The organism is Pseudooceanicola algae, from assembly GCF_003590145.2.
GTDB classification, from domain to species: domain Bacteria; phylum Pseudomonadota; class Alphaproteobacteria; order Rhodobacterales; family Rhodobacteraceae; genus Pseudooceanicola; species Pseudooceanicola algae.
Genome location: NZ_CP060436.1, coordinates 1,298,461 through 1,320,635 on the forward strand (window position 1 = coordinate 1,298,461; position 22,175 = coordinate 1,320,635).

Consider the following 22,175-nt stretch of genomic DNA (forward strand, 5'->3'; position numbering starts at 1 on the left):
TGTTGCGGGCGCGATCATGCGATGTCGCGCCATTTGAAACCGGGGCGTTTCTTGCGGATCAGTTCCACAAGGTCTTCGGGCGGGGTCGTGGTCTGCGCCGAATAGGTGCCGAAGACTTCCAGCGTGGCGGTATCGCGGGCGGCATGGAACCACTTGCCGCAGCCCGTCACATGGCGCCAGCGTTCGAAATGCACCCCGCGCGGATTTTCGCGGTGAAACAGGTAGGTCTCGAAGTCATCATCCGAGGATCCGGGGCCGAAACGCTTCAGATGCGCCTCTCCGCCGCCATGAAATTCGGTCTCTTCGGCAGTGACGCCGCAATAGGGGCATTCAAGCAGCAGCATGGGCGGGCTCCTGGGCAGGGGACAATTGGACAGTCGATACTTGGGACGCAAAAAGGCCGGACGCACAAGGCGTCCGGCCGAAAGGCAGGGTTGCAGGGGGCGTGAAACGGTCAGGAATCGCCGGGAAGGTCGATCTGGATCTCCGGTTCGGATTCACCCGGAAGCTCACCACCGGAATAGACGTACCAGACGACGCCCGCCAGAACGACGACGACAACGCCGAGGATGAAGGCAATCCCGACGGTGCCCGAGCCGGAGTTTCCAGAGTGATCAGCCATGTTATTTCCCTTTCACAATCATGTGTCGGGGAGAGAACGCGCCGTGGATCAGCCCGGTTCCCGAGCCCAACCATCGGGACGACACTGGCCGTAAACCCGGTGACCGATACAAGCAACGGCGCCTCTGTCAGGGCCTCGGCCTGTTGGGCACTTTTATACAAATGCCGGGAACCCACGGCGATCTTGCCGCGTTTCATAGCATAGAAGGACCGGTTGGCCCTCAAATAGCCTCTATTGCGTGGTGGCGTTAACACCTCCACAAGATTCTGTAGTACTCTTGGACGCACGGCCCTATGGCCGGCCAATTGCGAAAGAAGGTGGGCAGCATGACTGACACGATCGACTTCTCGCTCGACCTGAAGGGTTCGCGGCTGAAAACCGTCCCCTTCCGGGTCCTCGACAGCCTCGACGAACTTCCTGACACATCCGGGCTTTACGTTCTGATGGGCGGACAGCCGGGAAACAGCCCGAAGGCCCTCGCCTTCGGTTATGTCCCGACGGATCTGTCCCGGCATCTGGTTCAGCAACCCGAATTCGCCGCCGCCATCCGCGAAGGGCTGAGCTTTGTCGCCATTGCGGATCCCCTGCCCGGCGCCGATCCGCATCTGCTGGTGGACCGGTTGGGCAGCATCCATCACGCGCCGATCAACGCCTTGCGCGCCGCGATGCGCGACATTGACGACGCGCAGCTTGCGCCCGGTTCGGCCTTCATCGCCCCGCTCGCAGCGGAATAGAAGGGGCGGGACCGATTTCACGCCGGGCCCCGCTACAGGGGCCGGGCGGCAGCCGGCGCGTGCATCACCTTTGCCGGGCCTCGCCGCGCCGCGCGGCGAATACCCATCGCGGCGCAGCGAGGCGCGGCGTATCGTCGTTGCAAGGGGGCCTTCAAACGCCATTGCCGGGCCTCAATGCGCGACGCCGGCGGCGACGCTTTCGTCGATAAAGCGACCCTCACGGAACCGATCAAGGCCAAAGCCCCTGGCAAGCGGCCCCGGTGTGCCCTTGGCCATCATGTCCGCCATGGCCCAGCCCGACCCCGGGATTGCCTTGAAGCCGCCAGTGCCCCAGCCGCAGTTGATATAGCAATTGCCCAGAGGCGTGGACGAGATGATCGGGGAGCGGTCGCCGGTCATGTCGACGATCCCACCCCATTGCCGCAACATCTTGAGCCGCGAGATCATCGGGAAGGTCTCGACCAGCGCCCGCACGGTTTCCTCGACATGGTGGAAGGACCCGCGCTGCGTGTAATTGTTGTAGCCGTCCGCCCCCCCGCCGATGACCATTTCGCCCTTGTCGGATTGCGACATGTAGCCGTGCACGGTGTTGGCCATGACGACCACATCCATGCAGGGCTTGATCGGCTCGCTGACCAGCGCCTGAAGCGCGACGCTTTCGATCGGCAGACGGAAACCCGCCATTTCAGCCAGAACGCCGGAATGCCCGGCGACCACGATCCCGAGGCTGGCGCAGCCGATGGCGCCCTTCGTAGTCTGTACGCCGCTGACAGACCCCGTGGCGTCGCGATCGATGCCCGTCACCTCGCATTGCTGGATGATGTCCATGCCCATGTCCGAACAGGCGCGCGCATAGCCCCAGGCCACCGCATCGTGGCGCGCCGTGCCGCCCCGCGCCTGCCAGAGCGCACCGAGCACCGGATAACGCGGTCCGTCGATGTTGATGATCGGCAGGATTTCCTTGACCTTTTCCGGCCCGATGAATTCGGTCGTGACGCCCTGATGGGCATTGGCATGGGCGGTCCGCAGCCATCCGCGCTTTTCATGTTCGGTCTGGGCCAGCATCAGCACGCCACGTGGACTGAACATGACGTTGTAGTTCAGATCCTGGCTGAGCGTTTCATACAGGCTGCGGGCCTTTTCAAAGATCGCCGCCGAATCGTCCTGCAGGTAGTTGGACCGGATGATCGTGGTGTTGCGGCCCGTGTTGCCGCCGCCAAGCCAGCCCTTTTCGATCACCGCAACATTGGTGATGCCATGGTTCTTGCCGAGGTAATAAGCCGTCGCCAACCCATGCCCGCCGGCGCCCACGATGATAACGTCATAGCGCGGCTTGGGCTGCGGAGAGCGCCAGGCGCGTTCCCAGCCCGTGTGATGGCGGGCGGCTTCCCGGGCAATGGCAAAGGCGGAATAGCGTTTCATCGATACCTCGCGATAGGCATTTGGACAGGGCACGGCCCTGCCATGTTTCGTCGCGAACCTAGACCTTTGCGGCCCGCGCCCACGCCGCAAACCGTCACAATTCGGTGCGCTTGCGACATGTGTCAAAATGGTCCCTGCGGGGCGACGTTGACGTGCGGAAAATGTCGGAAAAGATCCGGCTCCGGCGACATTATGGCCCGCCGTTGCACAAAAATCGCCCCTTTTTCCCGCGCCCCGCAGGTATTAAGTCAGTAGGCAGCCCGTCTCATCACCGGCCCGGCGCAGTGCCATGGCCGGAATGCGACCCCGCCAATTGCCGACCCAGCCAGTTTCCGATCCGGCCAGTTTCCGATCCAGCCAGTTTCCGATCCAGCCCGTCTCCGACCCAGCCCGTCTCCGACCCGCCGCACACCACGATCCCGCTAACCCGTTCTGTTCCAAGCCCCGAGGCCGCCCGCATGTTTTTCTGGATCACCTGCTCTGCCCTAGCGCTTGGCGTGGCCGCTGTACTGGCGCGCACGATGATGACGCGGACGGCGCCGGGCCCGGACTCTCCGGCCAGTTTCGACCTTCAGATCTACCGCGACCAATTGGCCGAGGTCGACCGCGATCTGGCCCGTGGCGTGCTGCCCGAAAGCGAAGCAGGACGGCTGCGCACCGAAATCTCGCGGCGGATCCTGACGGCAGACAGCGCAGACCGCACGCCTGCAACCATCGCCACCGCAAGGGGCCCCGGCCGATGGGCAGCCCTTGCCGGATCCGGTGCCGTTCTGGCATTGGCGGTGGGGCTTTATGCCTGGCTCGGCGTGCCAGGACAGCCGGACCTGCCGCGCGCGCAGCGCATCGCCACCGCCAAGGGGCTGCTCGACTCGCGCCCCAGCCAGGCAGAGGCCGAAGCCGCCATCGGCGGCGCCATGACCTATGCGCCGGCCGTCGAGGTCTCGGAAGACTTCGAGACCCTGATGACGCGGTTGCGCAGTGCCCTGGCCGAACGCCCCGACGATGAACAGGGCCTGCGTCTGCTGGCCCGCAACGAAGCGGCCCTTGGCAACTTCCAGGCAGCCTACGACGCACAGCGCCGCCTGCTTGCGGTCGCCGGCACGCGCGCCACCGCGCAGGACCATGCCGATCACGCCGACATGCTGATCCTGTCGGCCGGTGGCACGATTTCGGCCGAGGCGGCAGAGGCGCTTCAGGCCGCGCTGCGGCTGGATCCCGGCAATGGGGCGGCGACCTATTATTCCGGCCTGCTGATGGCCCAGACCGACCGGCCCGACATTGCCTTCAACCTGTGGAACCGGCTGCTGCGGACCAGCCCCACCGATGCGCCCTGGATGGCGCCACTGCGCGCGCAGCTGCCGCAGGTGGCGCGGATGGCCGGGGAAAGCCGCTTTGAAATGCCCGCGCCGCCGGCCTCGGCCCTGACAGACCCGTCCCTGCCCGGCCCCTCGGCGGGTGATATCGCCGCGGCGCAGGACATGAGTGCGCAGGACCAGCAGGACATGATCCGCGGAATGGTCGACGGGCTGGCCAGCCGTCTGGCCAGTGACGGCGGCGTGGCCTCGGAATGGGCCCGGCTGATTGCCGCACTCGGCGTGCTGGGTGAAACCGACCGCGCCCGCGCGATTTACCAGGAAGCAGAGCAGACCTTTGCAGGCAATCCCGGTGACCTGGCGGTGATTGCCCGCGCCGGCCAGCAAGCAGGGCTTGACCAATGATCCACGAAGACGTTGCAGATTTCGCCACCGCCCTGCCGCCGTTCCGCGCCATCGCCGGGCTGGATCTGGGCGAGCGCACCATCGGCGTCGCGGTCAGCGATACCCTGCTGGGTGTCGCCACACCGCTGGAAACCATCCGGCGCAAGAAATTCGGCGTCGATGCCGCCGCGCTGATGGCGATCCTGTCCAAGCGCAACATCGCCGGGATCGTGCTGGGCCTGCCGCGCAACATGGACGGCTCCGAAGGCCCGCGCTGTCAGAAGACCCGCGCCTTTGCCCGAAACCTGCTGCCCCTGACCGACCTGCCGATTACCTATTGGGACGAACGCCTGTCCACCGTCGCCGCAGAACGTGCGCTGCTGGAAGCCGATGCCTCGCGCAAGCGCCGGGCCGAGGTCATCGACCACGTGGCGGCCTCCTACATCCTGCAAGGGGTGCTGGACCGGCTGGGACATCTGAAACGGGGGGCCTCGTGACCACTGGCAAGGAGATCTGGCATCGCGAAGAGATCGCTTCGCCTTGCGTGAATATCTGCGTGATGCACCCGCAGGCGGGTCTTTGCACCGGCTGCCTGCGCTCGCGCGACGAGATCGCGCAGTGGTCCACCCTGTCGCAGGACGAACGCCGCGCCATCATGGCAGAACTGCCCGAACGCGGCCCGCTGAAGACCAGCCGCCGGGGTGGTCGCGCCGGCCGGCTACAGCGCGAACGCGACGGCAGCGGCAGCTAGACCGCCCCTGCCGCACGGGTTTTCAACCGAACCAGGCCTTGCGCAGCATGTTCAGCGCCACCAGGAACAGGAAGCCCGCAAAGAACCTCTTCAGCGGCTTGGGGTCGGTGGCATGGGCCAGCTTTGCACCAAGCGGCGCGGTCAGGGTCGTCATGCAGATCACGACCAGAAAGGCCGGCAGGTTGACCGCCCCGACAGACCCCGGCGGAAAGGCCCCTTCGGGCACCTTCACCAGCAGGAAACCGATCACCGAAGGCACCGCGATCGTCAGGCCAAATCCCGCCGCGGTGGCCACCGCCCGGTGAATGGGCCGCCCGTACAGCGTCATGATCGGCACGCCGAAGGACCCGCCGCCGATGCCCATCATCGCCGAAAGGAAGCCCACGATCGGCGACAGGACCGAACGTGTCACGATCCCCGGCATCTGGTCCGAGATCTGCCATTCCGATTTCCCGAAGGCCATGTAGAGACTGATCAGCAGCCCGATACAGCCGAACATCACCTGCAATTCGGCCGACCGCAGTTGCGAGGCGACCAGCACCCCCAGCAGGGCCCCGATGATGATCCCCGGCGCCCAGGTCCGCAGGATCGTCCAGTCGACCGCTCCCTTGCGGTTGTGACTTGCGATGGAGCGCATCGAGGTGACGACAATCGTCGCCAGCGAGGTCCCGAGGCAAAGCTGCATCAGGGCCGGGCTGTCATATCCAAGCGACTGGAAGGTGTAGAAGAACGCCGGCACCAAGACGATCCCCCCGCCGACACCCAGCAATCCCGCCAAAACGCCCGCGACCGCGCCGATCACGATCAAGACGCCCAGCAAGGACATCAACAAGCCGATATTTTCCATGGTCTTCCCCGTTCATATTCTGGCGCCGAGCAAAATCAAGTTTCCGGCCGGCGCGCAAGGTGTCGCCGCGGGTTCTGCACCGCAGCAGCCCAAGGATCGGCGGTTGTGTGATTGCGAAGGGAAATTGCGTCGCGGGTCGGACTTGGCCTTGACGTGAAGCACGGCTAGCATCGGGGCTTTCTGAGATCCCCCCATTCCAGTCCCGCGCGGTTACCCCATGCTTCGTTTTGCCCTCGTCCTGGGCGTGCTGTCCCTGACCAGCCCGCTTGCCATCGACATGTACCTGCCCGCCCTGCCCCAGCTGGCGGCCGATTTCGGCGCCAGCGAAGCGGCAGTGCAGGCGACCCTGATCGGCTATTTCATCCCCTTTGGTCTGGCCCAGTTGTTCTACGGCCCGCTCGCCGATGCGACCGGGCGCCGCCTGCCGCTGCTGATCGGCCTGTCGGTGTTTTGCCTGGGCGCCATCGGGTCGGTCTTTGCCCACAGCCTGCCCGCGCTTGTCGCCTGGCGGGTGCTGCAAGGTCTGGGCGGAGCCAGCCTGATGGTCATTCCCCGCGCCGTGATCCGCGATCGCTATACCGGGACCGAGGCGACGCGGCTGATGGCGATGGTGATGCTGGTGATCTCGATCTCGCCCATGCTGGCACCGCTGTTCGGCACGCTGGTGCTGGCGTTCGGCAGCTGGCGGGCAATCTTTGTCAGCCTCGCCGGGCTCAGTCTGCTGGGCATCCTTCTGACGCTGTTCGCGCTGCCCGAAACCCTCGGGACAGCGGCGCGGCGGCCCGTCTCGCTGGCCGAGATGCGGCGCGGCGCGCGGATCCTGTTCACCGATCCGGTGTTCCTCGGGCTGACGCTGGTGGGCGGCTTCGGCATGGCCAGCTTCTTTGTCTTCATCGCCTCGGCCTCTTTCGTCTACATGCAAAGCTTCGGCCTGAGCGAGACGCAGTTTTCCATCGCCTTTGCCTGCAATGCCGTGGGCTTTTTCGGGGCCAGCCAGGTGGCCGCCGGACTGGCGCTGCGGATCGGCATGTCGCGGATGGTGCGGCTGGCGGCGACGGGTTTCTGCGTCTTCACCCTGCTGCTGTTGCTCATCGCGCTGGCCGGTGCGGCGAATGTCTGGACGGTCGGAGCCTGCCTTGTCATCGCCAACAGCTTCCTCGGGCTGATCATCCCGACGACCATGGTTCTGGCCCTTGATGATCACGGAGAGATCGCCGGGCTGGCGTCGTCCATCGGCGGGACATTGCAGATGGTGGTCGGCGGCATGATGATCGCCGCAACCGGCCCCTTCTTTGACGGCACCGCCCTGCCGATGGCCGGGGCAATCGCGATCTGCGGGGTGATGGCCTTGCTGCTGACGACCCTTGTCCTGCGCCGCCGGGCCGAGCTGGCCTGAAGCCCGAGGGGCACGGGACGCATCACCCGACGTTGCGGGCCCCTTCGGTAACGGCGGCAAGCGCCTCCAGCACCAGGGCGGGACCGGCGTCCTTGCGATGCGCGCCTTCGGACAAGATGCGGCGCCAGGCCCGCGCGCCGGGCCGCCCCTGGAACAGCCCCAGCATGTGCCGCGTCACCTGCGCCAGCTTGCCGCCCTGGGCAAGATGGTCCTCGATATAGGGCAGCATCGCCAGAACGGCCTGTTCGGCGTCAAGGCAGGCGGCCTGCGTTCCGTAGATCCTCTGATCCGCACCGCAAAGGATCGTCGCGGGATCATGATAGGCCGAGCGCCCGATCATCACCCCGTCCAGCCCCGCCGCCAGAAAGGCCTCGGCCTGGTCGAGCGAGGTGATCCCGCCGTTGACCGAAAGATGCAGCGCGGGAAACCGGTCGCGCATCCGCAGCACCAGATCGTAATCCAGCGGCGGCACATCGCGGTTTTCCTTCGGGCTGAGCCCTTTCAGCCAGGCCTTGCGCGCATGGATAGTCACACGTTCGCAGCCCGCATCCGCGATCCGCGCCAGGAAATCGGGCAGCACGGTTTCGGGATCCTGATCATCGACCCCGATGCGGCACTTCACCGTCACGTCGACATCGACCGCATCCCGCATCGCCGTGACGCAATCCGCCACCAGGGCCGCGTCCTTCATCAGGACCGCGCCGAAGGTCCCTGATTGCACCCGGTCAGACGGGCAGCCGCAATTGAGGTTGATCTCGTCATAGCCCGCATCCCGCCCCAGTTCGGCGGCCGCGGCGAGTTCCACCGGATCCGATCCGCCCAATTGCAACGCCAATGGATGTTCGTCCGCATTGAAGGCCAGCAGATGCAGCGCCCCGCCCCGCACCAACGCCGGAGACGTTACCATCTCGGTATAAAGCAGGGCCTCGCGGCTGAGCAGCCGATGCAGGTATCGGCAATGGCGGTCGGTCCAGTCCATCATCGGGGCGACGGAAAGCCTAGCGTGTTGACTAATCTTCATTTCTCTTTACATTCAACCTGTTGCGGGGAAATGTTGCTACGCAAGGATACGTCCCAATGTCCCCCGGCTTGCCCCTTTACGACGACCTACTGCACACTCGGCCCACACGATATAGCCACTATAGGCAAGCGCCCCTCCGATGGGTACCGGGTCCGGATCAGGCCGACGGGCGGCTATGCCAACGAGACCTTTCACTGCTCGAGCGACGCCGCCGAACGGGCCCGTCAGGCAGAGACGCGCGTTGCACAGGGCCCGTCGCCAAACAAGCCGTCCGCCGCGCGCCTTGCAGCGTTTGGCGATCTCGTTGACCTGCATATAGACGACATGAGCGCGATTGGGAAACCACCTCGCAGAAGCAGGGCCGCAAGCCTCGCCACCTAGAATAACGATCGCGGCAATTCCCGGCCAGGCCATATAGATCGTGCGATGCTGAACGCCTATGGCCGCAAGCGTGCAAATATGAGGGCCGGTCCCGCGACGCTTGACTGACGATTGGGTGGCATCAAGTTGATCAGCACGCAGGATGAAGCCGTGAAGGGGCGCGATTTTACCTCGAAGCGGGATGACCTCGCGCGCATCGACTTGAAGCGGTTGGAGGGATTGGCAAAGGTCCGGAACGCGACAGACGGCCGGCAAGGGAAGACGTAAACTGCCTGTTCCGGGACATGGATGACAAGGAAGGCCTGTCCCGACCGATGACACGAAGCGTGAAGTTCGCGGTAGTCACGGCCACGCGCCTTGATGAGATCTGCCGCCTTGAATAGCGCGATTTGGACGTCGAACGCCGGATGCTCCTGATCCGGGATCGCAAGGATCCCAAAACAAGACCGGAAATGACCAGTGCATTCCACTGTTTGATGCCACGGGTTTTGACGCTTGGGCCATGGTCAGGGCGCGGGACAAGCATCCGGGGAAGTGTGAGGGCAAGATAATCCCCTAGCGCTCTTGATCCGTTGGCCCGGCCGTCCGTTGCGTTTGCAGGGAGGTCCCCAGGCGGTCGGCCGCAGACCTACAGCGACACCGCCATCCAGAGATGCCCGACCACTGAGCCGCAGGATATTGCGAAGGAATGCCCCTAGAGCGGATGAAGGCTCAGTTCGGCAAGGCGATGCGCCATACGACCGGGTTCGTCGAGCCCCTGATGCGCCTGAAGTGGAAACATGTGAGCGGGCCAGATTTCATCATGACCGAAGGCCAGGGAACCACCCTGCGCGCCTCAACTCGGATCCTTCCGGAAAGACCCCTGTGCCTATTGATCGCAGGCCGACCAAACCGCCAGAATGTCTGCCGCATTCATTACGACACCCGTATGTAGCGACACCATCTTGAGCGCAGCTTCTTCCATTTCGGGAAAACTGCCGCGGACAAGGTCTGCGGCGACACAGACCCGATATCCAAGGTTGGACGCATCAAACGTCGCGTTCAACACACAGCAATCGGCCATGCCACCGTTGAACACGACCCGCTTGATCCCCATCGAACGCAGCAGGAAATCAAGGTCGGTGGGGTAGAACGGCGACAGGCGGCGTTTGGTTTCGACAATCAGGTCACTGTCCAGAACCTCTGTCGCAAACTCTGTCCATCTTGTGCCTTGGATCGCATGTTCATCCATGCCGGGAATATCGCCGACAGTCAGCGGGAACACTGTGCGCCACGCGGCGGGGTGTAGCCCTTTGATGTCATCCTCGCCAGTTCTGCGCAGCACGGAGCGCACGTGGATGATCGGCACGGACAACGCACGGGCTGCGCGATGGAAATCATTCACAGGCGCGATAATCTCGCGCCCACGCGGGGCGGGACAGGGGCACATCGGGTCAGTCGACAAATGACCCTCATGCATGTCAATCGAGACGACGGCGGTATCCGTGCGCGCCACCCATTCGCCGAAGGTTTCATCGGGCAGGTCCCGTTCAACCCCATAGACAATCGCCTTCACATCGCGCCCCCTGATAGGTGTGGGGCGGGAAGACCCCGCCCCACTGTTGCTTACGGATTGGTGCAGGCCAACCGAATGGCGTTGCCATCAGGGTCGCGCAGAACCGCCATGTACCAATGATAATAGGTCATGAACTGCTCCTGAACCATCGTGGCGCCCAGGCCCTTGGCCTTCTCTACAATCTCGTCCAGCGATAGTTTGCTTTCGCATTTGAACGTGAATGCAGTCTGATCCCCTTCGCCGGCCTTGCGCGGGGTGAGGCCCAGCATGTCATACGCGGCCAGCGCGCTAAACCCGACCATGACATCGCCCGCCATATAGCCCCGGAACACATCTGACCTCAGACTTTCGTTTTCGGTCAGATCAAAGCAATCCCGGTAGAATTCGGACAGGGTGACAAAGTCCTCCGAAAAGAGGCTGACCTGCATCAATAAGTTCATAGTCTCGCCCTATGCTGCTGTGCCGAAGGTTTTTTCAAACTGCGCCCGCAGGTGTTCACCAGCGGTCATCGGCGGGTGAACGGCGTGGCCGTCATGCTCCAGGATCGTCGGAGCGACCTCTACCTTGTAGAAATATTCCGGGTCACAGAACGTCGGGCAGGAATAGCGCACCTTGTCGGTCGTGTTGTTGAGCACGCGGTGATAGGTCGCCTTGTAGCGGTCATTGGTGATGACCGGCAGCATTTCCCCGAGGTTGACGATGTAGGCACCGGGGATTGGCGGAGCAGAAATCCACGCACCGTCCGCGTTGCGCACTTCCAGCCCGCCCACGTCGTCTTGCAGCAAGAGGGTGAGCAGACCCCAATCCGTATGCGCGCCCGCGCCCAACTGGTTCTCAGCGGCGTCTTTCGGCATCGGGGGGTATTTCAGGATACGGCAGTAATGCAGCGGCTCTTCCAACGACGCATCAAAGTAGTCCTCAGGCAGATCAAGCGACAACGCCACAAGTCGGGCCAAATGGCGACCCAGATCCAGCGTCTTTTCCACATAGGCCTCATATTGCGGGCGGAAGTCGGGGAAGGTTTCGGGCCATTGGTTCGGTCCGGTGCCCGGGACGTTCATCTTGGTGTAACGGTGATCCGGCCCGGCCTCCACACTCGACATGTACCCCTCTTTCAGATCGGGTGGCGACCCTTCGTCCAGCGTTTGCGCCGCCATCGCCTCATAGCCACGGGTCGAGTCCTGATTCACGCTGTCGAGCTTGGTCTTCTCGTCCATCGGAAGGTCAAAGAACCGCGCGGCAAGCTCCAGTTGGTTGTCCATCACCTCTTGCGGGATCGAGTGGTTCTTCACGTAGAAAAATCCAGTATCGACGCAGGCCTTGTGGATTTCCCACGCCACTTTCCTGCGCTTCTCGATGTCGTCCGAATAGCTGTCGGCGAGGTCGATAACCGGAATTTCCGTGGCGGCGTGTGGGGGTTCATAGATAATCATTGGGTCTCCTTCCCAGTCAGGTGTTCTTGCGCACTAGGTACGCTCTTCTCGGATGTGATGCTGGCCAAGGGCCGCCGGTTGCGACCAACGGTCCGTGCCGCGTGCCGCTGCCCAAACCATGACCACAAGCGTTGCCAGGTAGGGCGTCATCTGCAGGAAGTACTTGGGGATATCGACGCCGAGCGCAGCAACGCGCGGGATCAGCGCTTCGATACAGCCAAAGAGCACCGCGCCGACCAAGACCCGCCACGGATGCCAGCGCGCAAAGATGACCAGCGCAATCGCGATCCAACCGCGCCCGCCAATCACCCCGTCCACCCAAATCCGCGACACGACCACGGTCAGATACCCGCCCGCCAGTCCGATCAGCGCCCCCCCCAGCAAGATGGCCATGAACCGCATCGCGGTCACGTCGATCCCCGCTGCATCCGCCGCCGCCGGGTTTTCGCCGACAGCGCGCAAGCTCAGACCAAAGCGCGTGCGGTTGAGCATCCAGACCACCAGCGCGCAAAGCACCGGTGTCGCATAGACGATGATGTCCTGGCCAAGCAGGATTGGCTGCAAACCCTTGATCGCTTGGTTTGTCCAGCCTTCGGCAGAAGCAATATAGCTCGTCAAGGCCTCTGCGAAGAACACAAGCGCCAGCCCCGCGATTACATGGTTGATCCGCAGGCTCGCCGCCATAATCGCGAAAATGAAGCTCATCGCGACCCCGGCCAAAACCGATCCCGCCAGCGCAACAAACGGGGAATAGCCCACGATCATCAACCCAACCCCCGCAAGCGCACCCGCGAGCATGAACCCTTCGGCGGCGAGGTTCAGGACCCCTGCCCGCTCGCTGATGATCAACCCCATAGCGGCCAGAGCAAAGGGGGTCGCAAATCCCGGAATATTGACGAGCCAGTTCAGCAGGAAATCCATCACACCGCACTCCGCCAATGCATGTTGTACGTCAGGAAAAACTCAGACGCGGCGACGCAGATGATGAAGATGCCCTGCACCAGTTGGACCAGCGCGGAAGGCACGCCAAAGAACACCTGAAGACTTTGGCCAACAAGGATCAGGAGCGCCATCAAGAAGGCCACGATCACCACACCGAACGGCTGGTTGCGCCCAAGGAACGCGATGAGGACGCCGGAAAACAGATAGCCGCTGAAAAAGTCCTGCGTCATGCGGCCCTCGACCCCGGCTGAGATCACAAAACCCGTCAGGCCGCCGACAGCACCGGAGGCCAGGATCGAGGCAACCGAAAGCCCAAGCACGGGCACTCCTACAGCAGTCGCCATCGTCGTGTTGGACCGCAGAATGTCGATCAAGTAGCCGACACGGGATTTCGAAAACACCCACCATAAGACGACCGCCAGGATGATCGCCAACGGCAGCCCCCAGTTGAGATTCTGCCAGCCAAGCTGCGGCAAACGCTCAAACGGCTCAAACTGTGCGGAATGCGGGAACGAACTTACCGGGTCTTTCCACGGGCCGTAAAGCAGATGAAGCAACAGGTTGAACGCTACGTAATTCAGAAGCAGCGTCGTAATGACCTCATTTACCTGCAACCGCAGCTTCAAATACGCCGGCCCGGCGATCCAGATGATCCCGCCCAGACAGGCCGCCAGCGCCATTGACAGCAACCGCAGACTCTCGGGTCCGATATCCCAGACCGCAACCGCCGTTGCAAAGATCGCGCCAAGGATCATCTGCCCCTCCAGCCCGATGTTCCAAAAGCTCGACCGAAACGCGATGGCCGTCGCCAAGCCTGCCACGATCAGTGGCGTGGTCTGTGCCAGTACTGATCCAAGCGCACGGGGGCTGGAAAACGCGGTGGTGGCAATTTCGCGGCCAAGGTCGCTGGGTGCCACGCCCGCCAACCAGAGCAAGCCAACGGACAGGGCCGTCGCAACGGCCAGGCTCGCCATGTAGACCAGAACGTTGAAGCGATCCGACACCCTCTGGCGCGGCTCCAACAAAGGCACCAGTCGCAAACGGGGTTTGGCGGTCGGCGTCACGGGCATCGCCGTCTTGTCCAAGGTTTCCGAATTAGTCATGAGACACCATCGCCCCCCCCACATCACTGCGGTTCGTAGGGGCGTGGAACTCGGCCGAAAGCCGCCCGCCCGTCAGCACGCCGATCCGGTCGGACAGAAGCAACACCTCATCCAGGTCTTCGCTGATCAGGATAACCGCGGCCCCACGATCCCGTGCGCGGCGCAGGTGATCATGCACGGCCGCCCCTGCCCGCACATCCAGGCCGCGCGACGGGCTGTGGGCCAGGATGACACGCGGTTCGCCTTCGAATTCCCGGGCAATAACGAGCTTTTGGGCGTTTCCACCGGACAAGAGCGCTGCCTTCTGCCCAGTGCCCCGAGCACCCTGCACATCGAAGGTTTCAACCGCTGCTGCCGCTGCCGCCCGCGCTTTTTTGCGTGCAAACCAGCCCCAGCCGCCATATTTCCCGGCAAGCACCCCGTTGATTGCGTAATTATCCGAAATTGCAATCCCGCCCGCCAGTCCATGACGATACCGATCCACCGGAATGCTCGCCATCCCGTGTCGTCGCCGATGCGCGGGACCAGCGCGGGTGACATCGCCGAAACCCGCGATCTCGATCGATCCCTCGCTGGGGATGCTCAGTCCCATCAGCAACTCAGCCAGTTCGTTCTGACCATTGCCTGACACACCGGCGATCCCGTAGATCTCGCCATCTTTGACCTCAAAGCTCACATCGACCAGACCCTTGCGCCCGCCTTCGCCTGCAAATCTGAGCTTGTTCATTCGGATACGCGTTCCGCCCACATGCTTGGACGGCTTGGGGGTTTCAACGATGCTTTCCCCCACGATGAGGGTGGTAAGCCGCATCCGGTCCATTTCAGCGGGCCGCGTTTCTGCAATCTTCGATCCCTGCCGCATCACCGTAATCCGGTCGGAGTGCTCCAGCGCCTCATGCAGCTTGTGGGTGACAAGGATTACTGCACTGCCCCCCTCTGCCAGCCCGCGCACCAACGACATGAGCGCGCGACCATCGTCTTCGCTCAGAACCGCTGTGGGTTCGTCAAGGATGATGACGCGGGCGCCCGCGACCAATACCTTCAGAATTTCAACGCGTTGCTGTTCGGAGATACCAAGCAATCCGGCTCGGGCGCTCAGATCGATATCGAACCCCATTTTTGCAGCGATCTCCCCCGCCTGTCGGGCGACTTCGGCGGCGGGACGACCCGGATTAAAGAGCAGAATGTTCTCGAGAACGCTAAAGGCAGGCACCAGTTTGAAGTGTTGATGCACCATGCCGATCCCCATCGCAGCCGCATCCCGCGCGCCAGCAATCGTCACGACCTTGCCGTCCACCTCCACATGCCCCTCATCAGGCGCGTAGAGCCCGCAGGCTATATTCATCAGAGTGGACTTCCCTGCCCCGTTTTCCCCCAAAAGCGCGTGGACTTCGCCGGGTTGCACCGAGAAGTCCACGCTATCAAGGGCCCTGAAGCCCCCGAAGCTTTTAGACACAGAGCACAGGCGCAGAGCGTCTTGCATGTGTAGATCCTTACCGATGAGAGCCGGTTACTGGCCCGAAACACCTTCGACGAACCAATCCATGCCCCAGAGAGCGCCGTCATCGAGCACAGCACCCGCCGCGACACGTTCGGTGCCATCACGGTCCATTAGCGGCCCGGCAAAGATCTGTTTGCCCGCGATGATCGCGTCGCGTTCGGCCATCACTTTTGCTTCAAGCTCTTCCGACACAGCGTCGCCGCAGCACGCGATATCAATCGCGCCTTCGGAGATGGACAGGAAGGCACCGTAAGGCGCGGCCTCAAACGCACCTGCGGAGATGCGCTCAATTTCCGGCTCGAGGAATTCGTCCCATGTCCAGATCGACGAACACTGGGTTGCGGCGCTGAATTCGGACAAATCACGGTGGTGGCCGGTGGCATAGATGCCCTTTTCGGCGGCAACGATTTGCGGTGTCGGCGTGTCAACGTGCTGACCAACGACATCCACGCCCTGCTCGATCAATGCTTCCGTCGCAGCCCGTTCTTTCACCGGATCACCCCAGGCGCCCGTGAACACGACGTTCAGCTCTGCATCCGGGTTCACCTGGCGCGCGCCCAGGAGATAGGCGTTCACAGTCCAGTTCACGAGACCAAAGGGGTTGGCTGCCACAAAACCGATCTTGTTGGATTTGGTCAGGCCGCCCGCCACCATGCCACACAGATACTGTGTTTCGTAGGTGCGCCCATATACGCTTTTGAGGTTCGGGCCATTGGTCGTCCCGGCCGGGTTGATAAAGACGATGTCGGGATATTCTTCCGACAGCTCTTTGAACGTGTCGGAGTAACCAAAGGCCGACCCGATGATGATGTTCGCGCCGCGTTCAATGAACAGTTCCGCCGCGGGACGGATCGCGGTAGCGCTTTCGGGAATTTCGGCAACTTGCGGAATCCGAAGACCCAAATCGCTTTCAATTTTGACACGGGACTCGTCAATCGACTGTGACCAACCGCCGTCATTGGTCGGTCCAAACAGGATAATTGCAGGTTTGGGGTCGCCAACGGCAGCCAACTCAGCCTGCGCGGCACCGGCCATCTGCGCGGCGACAAGAACACCGGCGGCAGCGGCACGGGTAACTGTGCGTAAGAAGTTCATATGTATATCTCTGCTTTTTTCATAGCCCGACGGGCGCGGCCCATACCGGCCGATCAAGGACATCGAAGTGGGTCATGTGACGAGCAGTCCAGACAGAACGTCCCGCGTCCAAAAAATCTATGAACCGGGCCGGAATTCGGTCAAGGCAATTGCGATATGCCAGAAAACAGCCACTCAATAAATTTGACCGTTTGCTCAAAAAGAGGCCGGATGGTCAGACCTGACAGATTTTTCTGCACAAAATGAAACGTGCCTGGACAAAGGTTGAAGGGGTCACCCTTAGTGTCGGAGAGGCGGATGGAGTTCAAATGTCACCTTCGTCCCGTCTGAAAAGAAGCCTTCATCGAAGCGCCAGTGGGAAGCCAACGTACAGCATGACCGCCCGACGGATGATTTCGGGACTGCTGTGAAAATACCTGAACAGGTATTTTTCCCCAACGAAGGCTACGCAGCCGTCCTGCCGCCTCAACCCAATTCGCTCGGACAATCCCTGCGCGATATGTTCGGCTATCTGGAACAGGGTTCAACGATGTGATGGCTGACCTGTCGGTCGGTGATGCACGGGTCGACCGGCCGCCCCTGAGTGTCGCAGAGAGCCTGCAGCTTGGTGTTCATGACGCCCTTGGTGCGCGCCCTCTCGGAACCTTGCTACGCAATGCCCCCTCTCGGGCAGTGGATCAGGCGACAATGCCCCCATTTTGGCGGCCATGCTGAACGCCGCGCGGCCGTCCTTGAGATATGTCGCGTCGATCATCACGGGCTTCTCTTCGCCGTGCTCCACCGCCAAGCCGGGGCCTGTGAACCGACCTCTTGCCACGACTCGAAAAGCCGCGCAAAGACAGCCTTGGAAGGAGCCGAGCGCTGCCCTGGCGGGGCCGCATCCGCCTCCCTCTCATTTGGATCGCCACCATGCTTTTCGATCTCGGCTCTGCCTCGCCCCTTGTTGCCCCGATCCTGGCCACCGCCGTGATCCTGGTGGTCTTCGCGACCTTCATGACGGAACGCTTTCCGGCAGATGTGGTGGCGCTTTGCGGCGCGGCTGCCGCGTTGTTCCTTGGCCTTGCGGATGACGACGACCTGCTGTCGGCGCTGGCAAATCCGGCGCTGGCGACCATCGGCGCGATGTTCCTGATCTCTGCGGGATTGGTGCGGACCGGCGCGTTGGAAGGGCTGATCGTGCTGCTGACGCGCCTGTCTCGGCGCAATGCGCCACTGGCGGTGCTGGCGTTGTTGCTGGTGGCTGCCGGAGCGTCGGCCGTTCTGAACAACACGCCGGTTGCGATGGTACTGATCCCGGTCACCATCGGGCTGGCCCAGCAGATGAAGTCCGCGCCGTCGCGCCTGCTTATGCCGTTGTCCTTCATGGTGATCCTGGGCGGCACGGTGACGCTGATCGGGACCTCGACCAACCTGCTGATCGACGGGGTGGCGCGCGACCTCGGCTTTGCCCCCTTCGGCCTGTTCGAGATCGCGCCGATGGGCCTTATCCTGGCGGCGGTCGGCGGAACATTCCTGGCCATCCTTGCACCCCGCCTGCTGCCCGATCGGCCCACCGTGGCGGCGCATCTGGGCGCGCGCGAAAGCCGGTCCTGGCTGACCGACCTCTTTATCCCCGAAGGCTCTGCCCTGATCGGGGCCAACCCGACGCAGATCCCCGCGCTGCGCCATGGTGGCGGTAGGGTGGTCGACGTGATCCGCGGCGATGCATCCCTGCGGCGCGTGCTGACAGAGGCACGGATCGAGGCGGGTGATATCCTGATCCTGCGCACCCGCGACAGTGAAATCGCCGGGCTGCGCGATGGCGCCGCACGCGGCGCGCATCTGGCCCCGGCCGGTGCACTGCCCCCCGCCGAAGCCGCCCCGGCCCGCCTGCGTCGCGCCAGCATGGCCGAGCTTCTGGTGGCGCCGAGGTCCCGCGCCGAAGGTCAGAGCCTGGGCGCGCTGCGCTGGCGTCGCCGCTTCGGAGTTTATCCGCTGGCCCTGCACCGGCGCGGCGCCGACATCCGCGCGCGGCTGGAAACCACGCCCTTGGCGGCCGGCGACACCCTGCTGATAGACGGCACCGCCGAAGACATCGCGCGGCTGGCAAAGGATCAGGACCTGATCCTGCTGTCCCCCAGCCCGTCCCGTGCCTTTCGCCGGGGCAAGGCCCCGGTGGCAGGGGCGATCCTTCTGGGCACCGTCCTGCTTGCGGCGTTCAACATCGCGCCGATCCTGCCGCTGTCCTTCATCGGAGCGGCGCTTATGCTGGCCACCGGCTGTATCAGCGTCGAAGAAGGGCTTGGCGCCGTGGACGGCCGGCTGTTGCTGCTGATCATGTCGATGCTGGTGCTGGGCAAGGCACTGGACGGCTCCGGCGCGGTCGCAATCGCGGTCAAGGCGCTGGCCCCGCTGCTGCAGGACAGCTCGCCCTGGCTGGCGCTGGCGCTGACCTATGCAGTGACCTCCATCGTGACCGAGATGATCACCAACAACGCGGTGGCCGTGCTGATGACCCCTGTCGCGGCCGGCCTGGCGGTCGGCCTCGGCGTCGATCCCCGGCCCTTCATCGTGGCGGTGATGTTCGCGGCCTCGGCCAGCTTTGCCACCCCCATCGGCTATCAGACCAATACACTGGTCTATAACGCCGGGGGCTACAGGTTCACCGACTTCCTGCGTCTTGGCCTGCCGATGAACCTGGTCTGCGGGATCGTCACCGTGGCGGCGATCCCGCTGTTCTGGCCGTTCTGACCCAATGGGCCGAGGGCCGATCAGGAATCTTCGTAGTCATCCGGATCCGGCGCGATCCGGCTTCCGGTCTCAAGTTCGGCCAGCGACGCCATGTCCGCCGCGCTCAGTTCGAAATCGAACAGGTCGAAGTTCTGCGCCAAGCGCCCGGCATTGGACGACCGCGGGATCACCGAAACGCCGATCTGAAGATGCCAGCGCAGGATGACCTGCGCCGGGGTCTTGCCGGTCCGCTCCGCGATCGCGACGATCTGCGGCGCCTCGAATGTCATGCTGCGCCCAAGCGGCGACCAGCTTTGCGTGACGATGCCATGCCGGTCGTTTTCGGCGCGCATTTCGTCCTGCTGGAACAGCGGATGCAATTCGATCTGGTTCAGCACCGGCGCCTCGCCGGTTTCGGCAACCAGCCGGTCGATATGCGGCCCCTTGAAGTTCGACACACCGGCCGAAAGGATCTGGCCATCGGCCTTTGCCGCCAGAAGCGCCTTCCAGGTCTCGACGTAAAGGTCGTGCTTGGGGCGCGGCCAGTGGATCAGGCAAAGATCAAGCTGATCGACGCCGATGCGCTTCAGGCTGCCATCGATGGCGCGGCGGGCCGCGTCATAGCCCTGGTCCGCATTCCAGACCTTTGAGGTGATGAACAGGTCCTCGCGCGCGACACCCGACTGGGCAATGCCCTTGCCCATGCCCTCTTCGTTGCCATAGACCTTGGCGCCGTCGATCAGGCGATAGCCAAGGCCTATCGCGGTCTTGACGATCTCGGTCACCTCGGGTTCCGGCACCTGCCAGACGCCCAGCCCGAGACGCGGGATGGCATGTCCGTCGTGAAATTTCAGCGGGGATAGATCGGTCATGGGCTTGTCCAGTCTCTGATCGGTGTTTCGAAAAGGGTCGAGGCCGGTCCTGGCCCCGCCCCTATGTAGGGGGACCAGGACCGGAAGAAAACGCCTTGGCCTCAGGTCACCGTCCCTTTCGCCCCGGCGCAGGACTGCTAGCATGCAACGATGCCCCCGAACGCCCGGAAAGGCCCGCGCCATGCTGCCCAAGATCCTGCCCGTCCCCGCCGTGCTTGCCGTGGTGCCCCGGTTGGGCCCCGATGACCTGCCCGAGATCCTGCTGGTCCGGCGCGCCAATCCCCCCGATGCCGGGCTGTGGGGCTTTCCCGGTGGCCATCTTGATCCCGGAGAGCCCCTTGCCACGGCGGCCCTGCGCGAACTGTGCGAGGAAACCGGCGTCTCTGCCAGCGCCGGACCGGTGCTCGACGCCCTCGACGCCCTGGACCGGGACGAAGCCGGGGCGCTGCGGTGTCATTTCGTACTGATCGCGGTGCTCTGCCACTGGCAATCCGGCACCCCGGAGGCCGCCGATGATGCGCTTCAGGCCGCCTGGGTCCCCCTGTCACAGCTTCGTGAAGGCACCCTGCCCGCCAGCGCCGGGGTTCTGGCCCTTTCGGAAACCGCCTGCGCCCGGTTGATCGAGAAAGGCTGATCTCACAGGGACCCATCCCAGCCACGGAAACACCGCACTTTCGCCTTTTCGGGTAAACCCGACCAAATTACTTGCTCCGCCAAATTGACAAAAATAGTCAACTATTTGTTTTTATTAAATTTTATTGCGTACCGGCTTCGAATCGTTCTAAATTCCCATAACGAAAGCCAGCCTTCCGCCAGCAAGCAATCGCCAAGATTACGCCAGCCGAGGCACATCGCCAGGCAGCCCACGGATCCAGGAACCCAGCTCTCGCCAGGTCCCCAGACACGCGCAGCCCCCAAGCCAGAATTTGCCACGCCGCCATCCCCTGCGGGAAAGCCACGTAGCTTGTTGTGCACTCGGTGCCCCCCTCCCGACTTCCTCCTTCACGCGGCGCAATGCTTAAATTGCGCAAGGCGCTCGCGGTGAAATCGCAATTGCACTGGATCTTGCACATTCTTTGTTGCGAATGCTTCTCAGGTGCATTAAAAAACTATTAAATGTTGACGGACTGGACCCGCGCCGAAACCGCATTTGAAGGAGTGATTATGAAACCTGTTACCCAGAAGTACCTCAGCCTTGCCCTGCCGGCCCTGGTCACGGCCGGGCTGTTTGCCGGCCCCGCCTCGGCCGAGGATCGCCTGAAGGTCGTGACCACCTTCACCGTCATCGCCGATATGGCGAGCCATGTGGCAGGCGATGCGGCCGAGGTCGTGTCGATCACCAAGCCCGGCGCCGAAATCCACGGCTATGAACCCACGCCTGGCGATATCGTCGGGGCCCATGATGCCGATCTGCTGCTTTACAACGGGCTGAACCTGGAACTTTGGTTCGACCAGTTCATCCGCAACCTCGGCGATATGCCCTCGGCAACCATCTCGGATGGGATCGACCCGATGCCGATCGCCCTCGGCGCCTATGAGGGCAAGCCGAACCCCCATGCCTGGATGGGCCTCGAAAACGCACAGATCTACATCGACAATATCGCCGCCGCCCTGTCCGAAGCTGACCCGGAGCATGCCGATCTCTATGCGGTCAATGCCGATGAATACAAAGCCGAAATCCGCCAGACCATCGAGCCGCTCAAGGCCCGTGTCGCCGAAATCCCCGAAGGTCAGCGTTGGCTGGTGACCTGTGAAGGGGCGTTCTCCTACCTCGCCCGCGATTTCGGCATGCAGGAGCTTTTCCTCTGGCCGATCAATGCCGACCAGACCGGGACGCCGCAGCAGGTGCGTCAGGTGATCGATGGGGTGCGTGAACATGATATCCCGGTGGTCTTCTGCGAAAGCACCGTCAACACCAAGCCCGCCCAGCAGGTCGCACGTGAAACCGGCGCCCATTATGGCGGCGTTCTCTATGTCGACAGCCTGTCGGAACCGGATGGCCCGGTGCCCAGCTACCTAGATCTGCTGCGGGTGACCTCGCAGACCATTGCGGATGGTCTCGAAGCCGGTATGCAATAGGCCAACAGCAGCCAG

Annotated in this window: 21 protein-coding genes and 2 pseudogenes; 8 read left to right on the top strand and 15 right to left on the bottom strand. The window is 63.1% G+C overall.

Features of this window, described 5'->3' with window-relative positions; genetic code table 11:
* Positions 1–14 precede the first annotated feature (14 nt).
* On the bottom strand, positions 15–344 hold the full coding sequence (locus PSAL_RS06135; RefSeq protein ID WP_119840625.1) for a sarcosine oxidase subunit delta: 330 nt from the start codon (positions 342–344) through the stop codon (positions 15–17).
* Between the two features lie 110 nt (positions 345–454).
* The gene (locus PSAL_RS06140; protein ID WP_196222883.1) at positions 455–622 is read right to left on the bottom strand and encodes a hypothetical protein; all 168 of its coding nucleotides are present in this window, start codon (positions 620–622) and stop codon (positions 455–457) included.
* A 326-nt stretch (positions 623–948) separates the two neighbouring features.
* Between PSAL_RS06140 and PSAL_RS06145 the strand changes: the two genes are divergently transcribed.
* Positions 949–1,356, top strand: a complete 408-nt coding sequence (locus PSAL_RS06145) for a hypothetical protein (protein ID WP_147407669.1) — start codon at positions 949–951, stop codon at positions 1,354–1,356.
* 171 nt (positions 1,357–1,527) lie between these two features.
* Here PSAL_RS06145 and PSAL_RS06150 read toward each other — a convergent pair whose 3' ends face one another.
* Positions 1,528–2,778: a sarcosine oxidase subunit beta family protein gene (locus PSAL_RS06150; RefSeq protein WP_119840627.1), complete on the bottom strand. Its 1,251-nt coding sequence runs from the start codon at positions 2,776–2,778 to the stop codon at positions 1,528–1,530.
* 458 nt (positions 2,779–3,236) lie between these two features.
* On the opposite strand from PSAL_RS06150, the gene ccmI reads away from it, so the two are divergent.
* Genes ccmI through PSAL_RS06165 form a run of 3 tightly spaced genes read left to right on the top strand, consistent with a single transcriptional unit; the run spans position 3,237 to position 5,226 of the window.
* Entirely contained in the window at positions 3,237–4,496 is a 1,260-nt protein-coding gene (gene ccmI, locus PSAL_RS06155; protein WP_119840628.1) for a c-type cytochrome biogenesis protein CcmI, read from the top strand.
* Positions 4,493–4,972: a Holliday junction resolvase RuvX gene (gene ruvX / locus PSAL_RS06160; protein WP_119840629.1), complete on the top strand. Its 480-nt coding sequence runs from the start codon at positions 4,493–4,495 to the stop codon at positions 4,970–4,972. Before ccmI ends, ruvX begins: the two co-directional genes overlap by 4 nt.
* Positions 4,969–5,226, top strand: coding sequence for a DUF1289 domain-containing protein (locus PSAL_RS06165; protein WP_269212603.1), 258 nt, complete (start codon positions 4,969–4,971; stop codon positions 5,224–5,226). The genes ruvX and PSAL_RS06165 overlap by 4 nt, the downstream gene beginning before the upstream one ends.
* Before the next feature lie 22 nt (positions 5,227–5,248).
* Here the strand turns inward: PSAL_RS06165 and PSAL_RS06170 are convergent, their stop codons facing one another.
* Positions 5,249–6,073 (bottom strand): sulfite exporter TauE/SafE family protein, encoded by an 825-nt coding sequence (locus PSAL_RS06170; protein WP_119840630.1) that lies wholly within the window; start codon positions 6,071–6,073, stop codon positions 5,249–5,251.
* A 217-nt stretch (positions 6,074–6,290) separates the two neighbouring features.
* On the opposite strand from PSAL_RS06170, the gene PSAL_RS06175 reads away from it, so the two are divergent.
* Complete coding sequence (locus PSAL_RS06175) at positions 6,291–7,469, top strand: multidrug effflux MFS transporter (protein ID WP_119840631.1); 1,179 nt, start codon at positions 6,291–6,293, stop codon at positions 7,467–7,469.
* Between the two features lie 22 nt (positions 7,470–7,491).
* Here PSAL_RS06175 and dusA read toward each other — a convergent pair whose 3' ends face one another.
* From dusA to PSAL_RS19235, 10 genes and pseudogenes are all read right to left on the bottom strand, one after another.
* The gene (gene dusA, locus PSAL_RS06180) at positions 7,492–8,490 is read right to left on the bottom strand and encodes a tRNA dihydrouridine(20/20a) synthase DusA (RefSeq protein WP_119840632.1); all 999 of its coding nucleotides are present in this window, start codon (positions 8,488–8,490) and stop codon (positions 7,492–7,494) included.
* 1,249 nt (positions 8,491–9,739) lie between these two features.
* Entirely contained in the window at positions 9,740–10,426 is a 687-nt protein-coding gene (locus PSAL_RS06185; protein WP_119840633.1) for a cysteine hydrolase family protein, read from the bottom strand.
* 50 nt (positions 10,427–10,476) lie between these two features.
* Positions 10,477–10,866 (bottom strand): VOC family protein, encoded by a 390-nt coding sequence (locus PSAL_RS06190; protein ID WP_147407670.1) that lies wholly within the window; start codon positions 10,864–10,866, stop codon positions 10,477–10,479.
* 9 nt (positions 10,867–10,875) lie between these two features.
* Positions 10,876–11,859, bottom strand: a complete 984-nt coding sequence (locus tag PSAL_RS06195; protein ID WP_119840635.1) for an isopenicillin N synthase family dioxygenase — start codon at positions 11,857–11,859, stop codon at positions 10,876–10,878.
* Between the two features lie 33 nt (positions 11,860–11,892).
* The gene (locus PSAL_RS06200; RefSeq protein ID WP_119840636.1) at positions 11,893–12,780 is read right to left on the bottom strand and encodes an ABC transporter permease; all 888 of its coding nucleotides are present in this window, start codon (positions 12,778–12,780) and stop codon (positions 11,893–11,895) included.
* Positions 12,780–13,886, bottom strand: a complete 1,107-nt coding sequence (locus tag PSAL_RS06205; RefSeq protein WP_196222884.1) for an ABC transporter permease — start codon at positions 13,884–13,886, stop codon at positions 12,780–12,782. The genes PSAL_RS06200 and PSAL_RS06205 overlap by 1 nt, the downstream gene beginning before the upstream one ends.
* A gap of 10 nt (positions 13,887–13,896) precedes the next feature.
* Complete coding sequence (locus tag PSAL_RS06210) at positions 13,897–15,387, bottom strand: ABC transporter ATP-binding protein (protein WP_119840638.1); 1,491 nt, start codon at positions 15,385–15,387, stop codon at positions 13,897–13,899.
* A gap of 27 nt (positions 15,388–15,414) precedes the next feature.
* Entirely contained in the window at positions 15,415–16,500 is a 1,086-nt protein-coding gene (locus tag PSAL_RS06215; protein ID WP_119840733.1) for a BMP family ABC transporter substrate-binding protein, read from the bottom strand.
* 343 nt (positions 16,501–16,843) lie between these two features.
* Positions 16,844–16,924, bottom strand: a pseudogene (locus PSAL_RS19415) (IS6 family transposase); the annotation flags it as partial.
* 104 nt (positions 16,925–17,028) lie between these two features.
* Positions 17,029–17,290 (bottom strand): annotated as a pseudogene (locus PSAL_RS19235) (hypothetical protein); the annotation flags it as partial.
* Between the two features lie 119 nt (positions 17,291–17,409).
* Between PSAL_RS19235 and PSAL_RS06220 the strand changes: the two are divergent.
* A complete protein-coding gene (locus PSAL_RS06220) occupies positions 17,410–19,230 on the top strand; it encodes an SLC13 family permease (protein WP_119840639.1) in 1,821 nt (606 codons plus the stop codon).
* A gap of 20 nt (positions 19,231–19,250) precedes the next feature.
* On the opposite strand, the gene PSAL_RS06225 is transcribed toward PSAL_RS06220, so the two are convergent.
* Positions 19,251–20,081 carry an aldo/keto reductase gene (locus PSAL_RS06225; RefSeq protein WP_119840640.1) on the bottom strand — a complete coding sequence of 277 codons (831 nt, stop codon included), beginning with the start codon at positions 20,079–20,081 and terminating at the stop codon, positions 19,251–19,253.
* A 181-nt stretch (positions 20,082–20,262) separates the two neighbouring features.
* Between PSAL_RS06225 and PSAL_RS06230 the strand changes: the two genes are divergently transcribed.
* Positions 20,263–20,715: an NUDIX hydrolase gene (locus tag PSAL_RS06230; RefSeq protein WP_119840641.1), complete on the top strand. Its 453-nt coding sequence runs from the start codon at positions 20,263–20,265 to the stop codon at positions 20,713–20,715.
* A gap of 530 nt (positions 20,716–21,245) precedes the next feature.
* Positions 21,246–22,160 (top strand): metal ABC transporter substrate-binding protein, encoded by a 915-nt coding sequence (locus PSAL_RS06235; RefSeq protein ID WP_119840642.1) that lies wholly within the window; start codon positions 21,246–21,248, stop codon positions 22,158–22,160.
* The last annotated feature ends 15 nt before the right edge of the window (positions 22,161–22,175 follow it).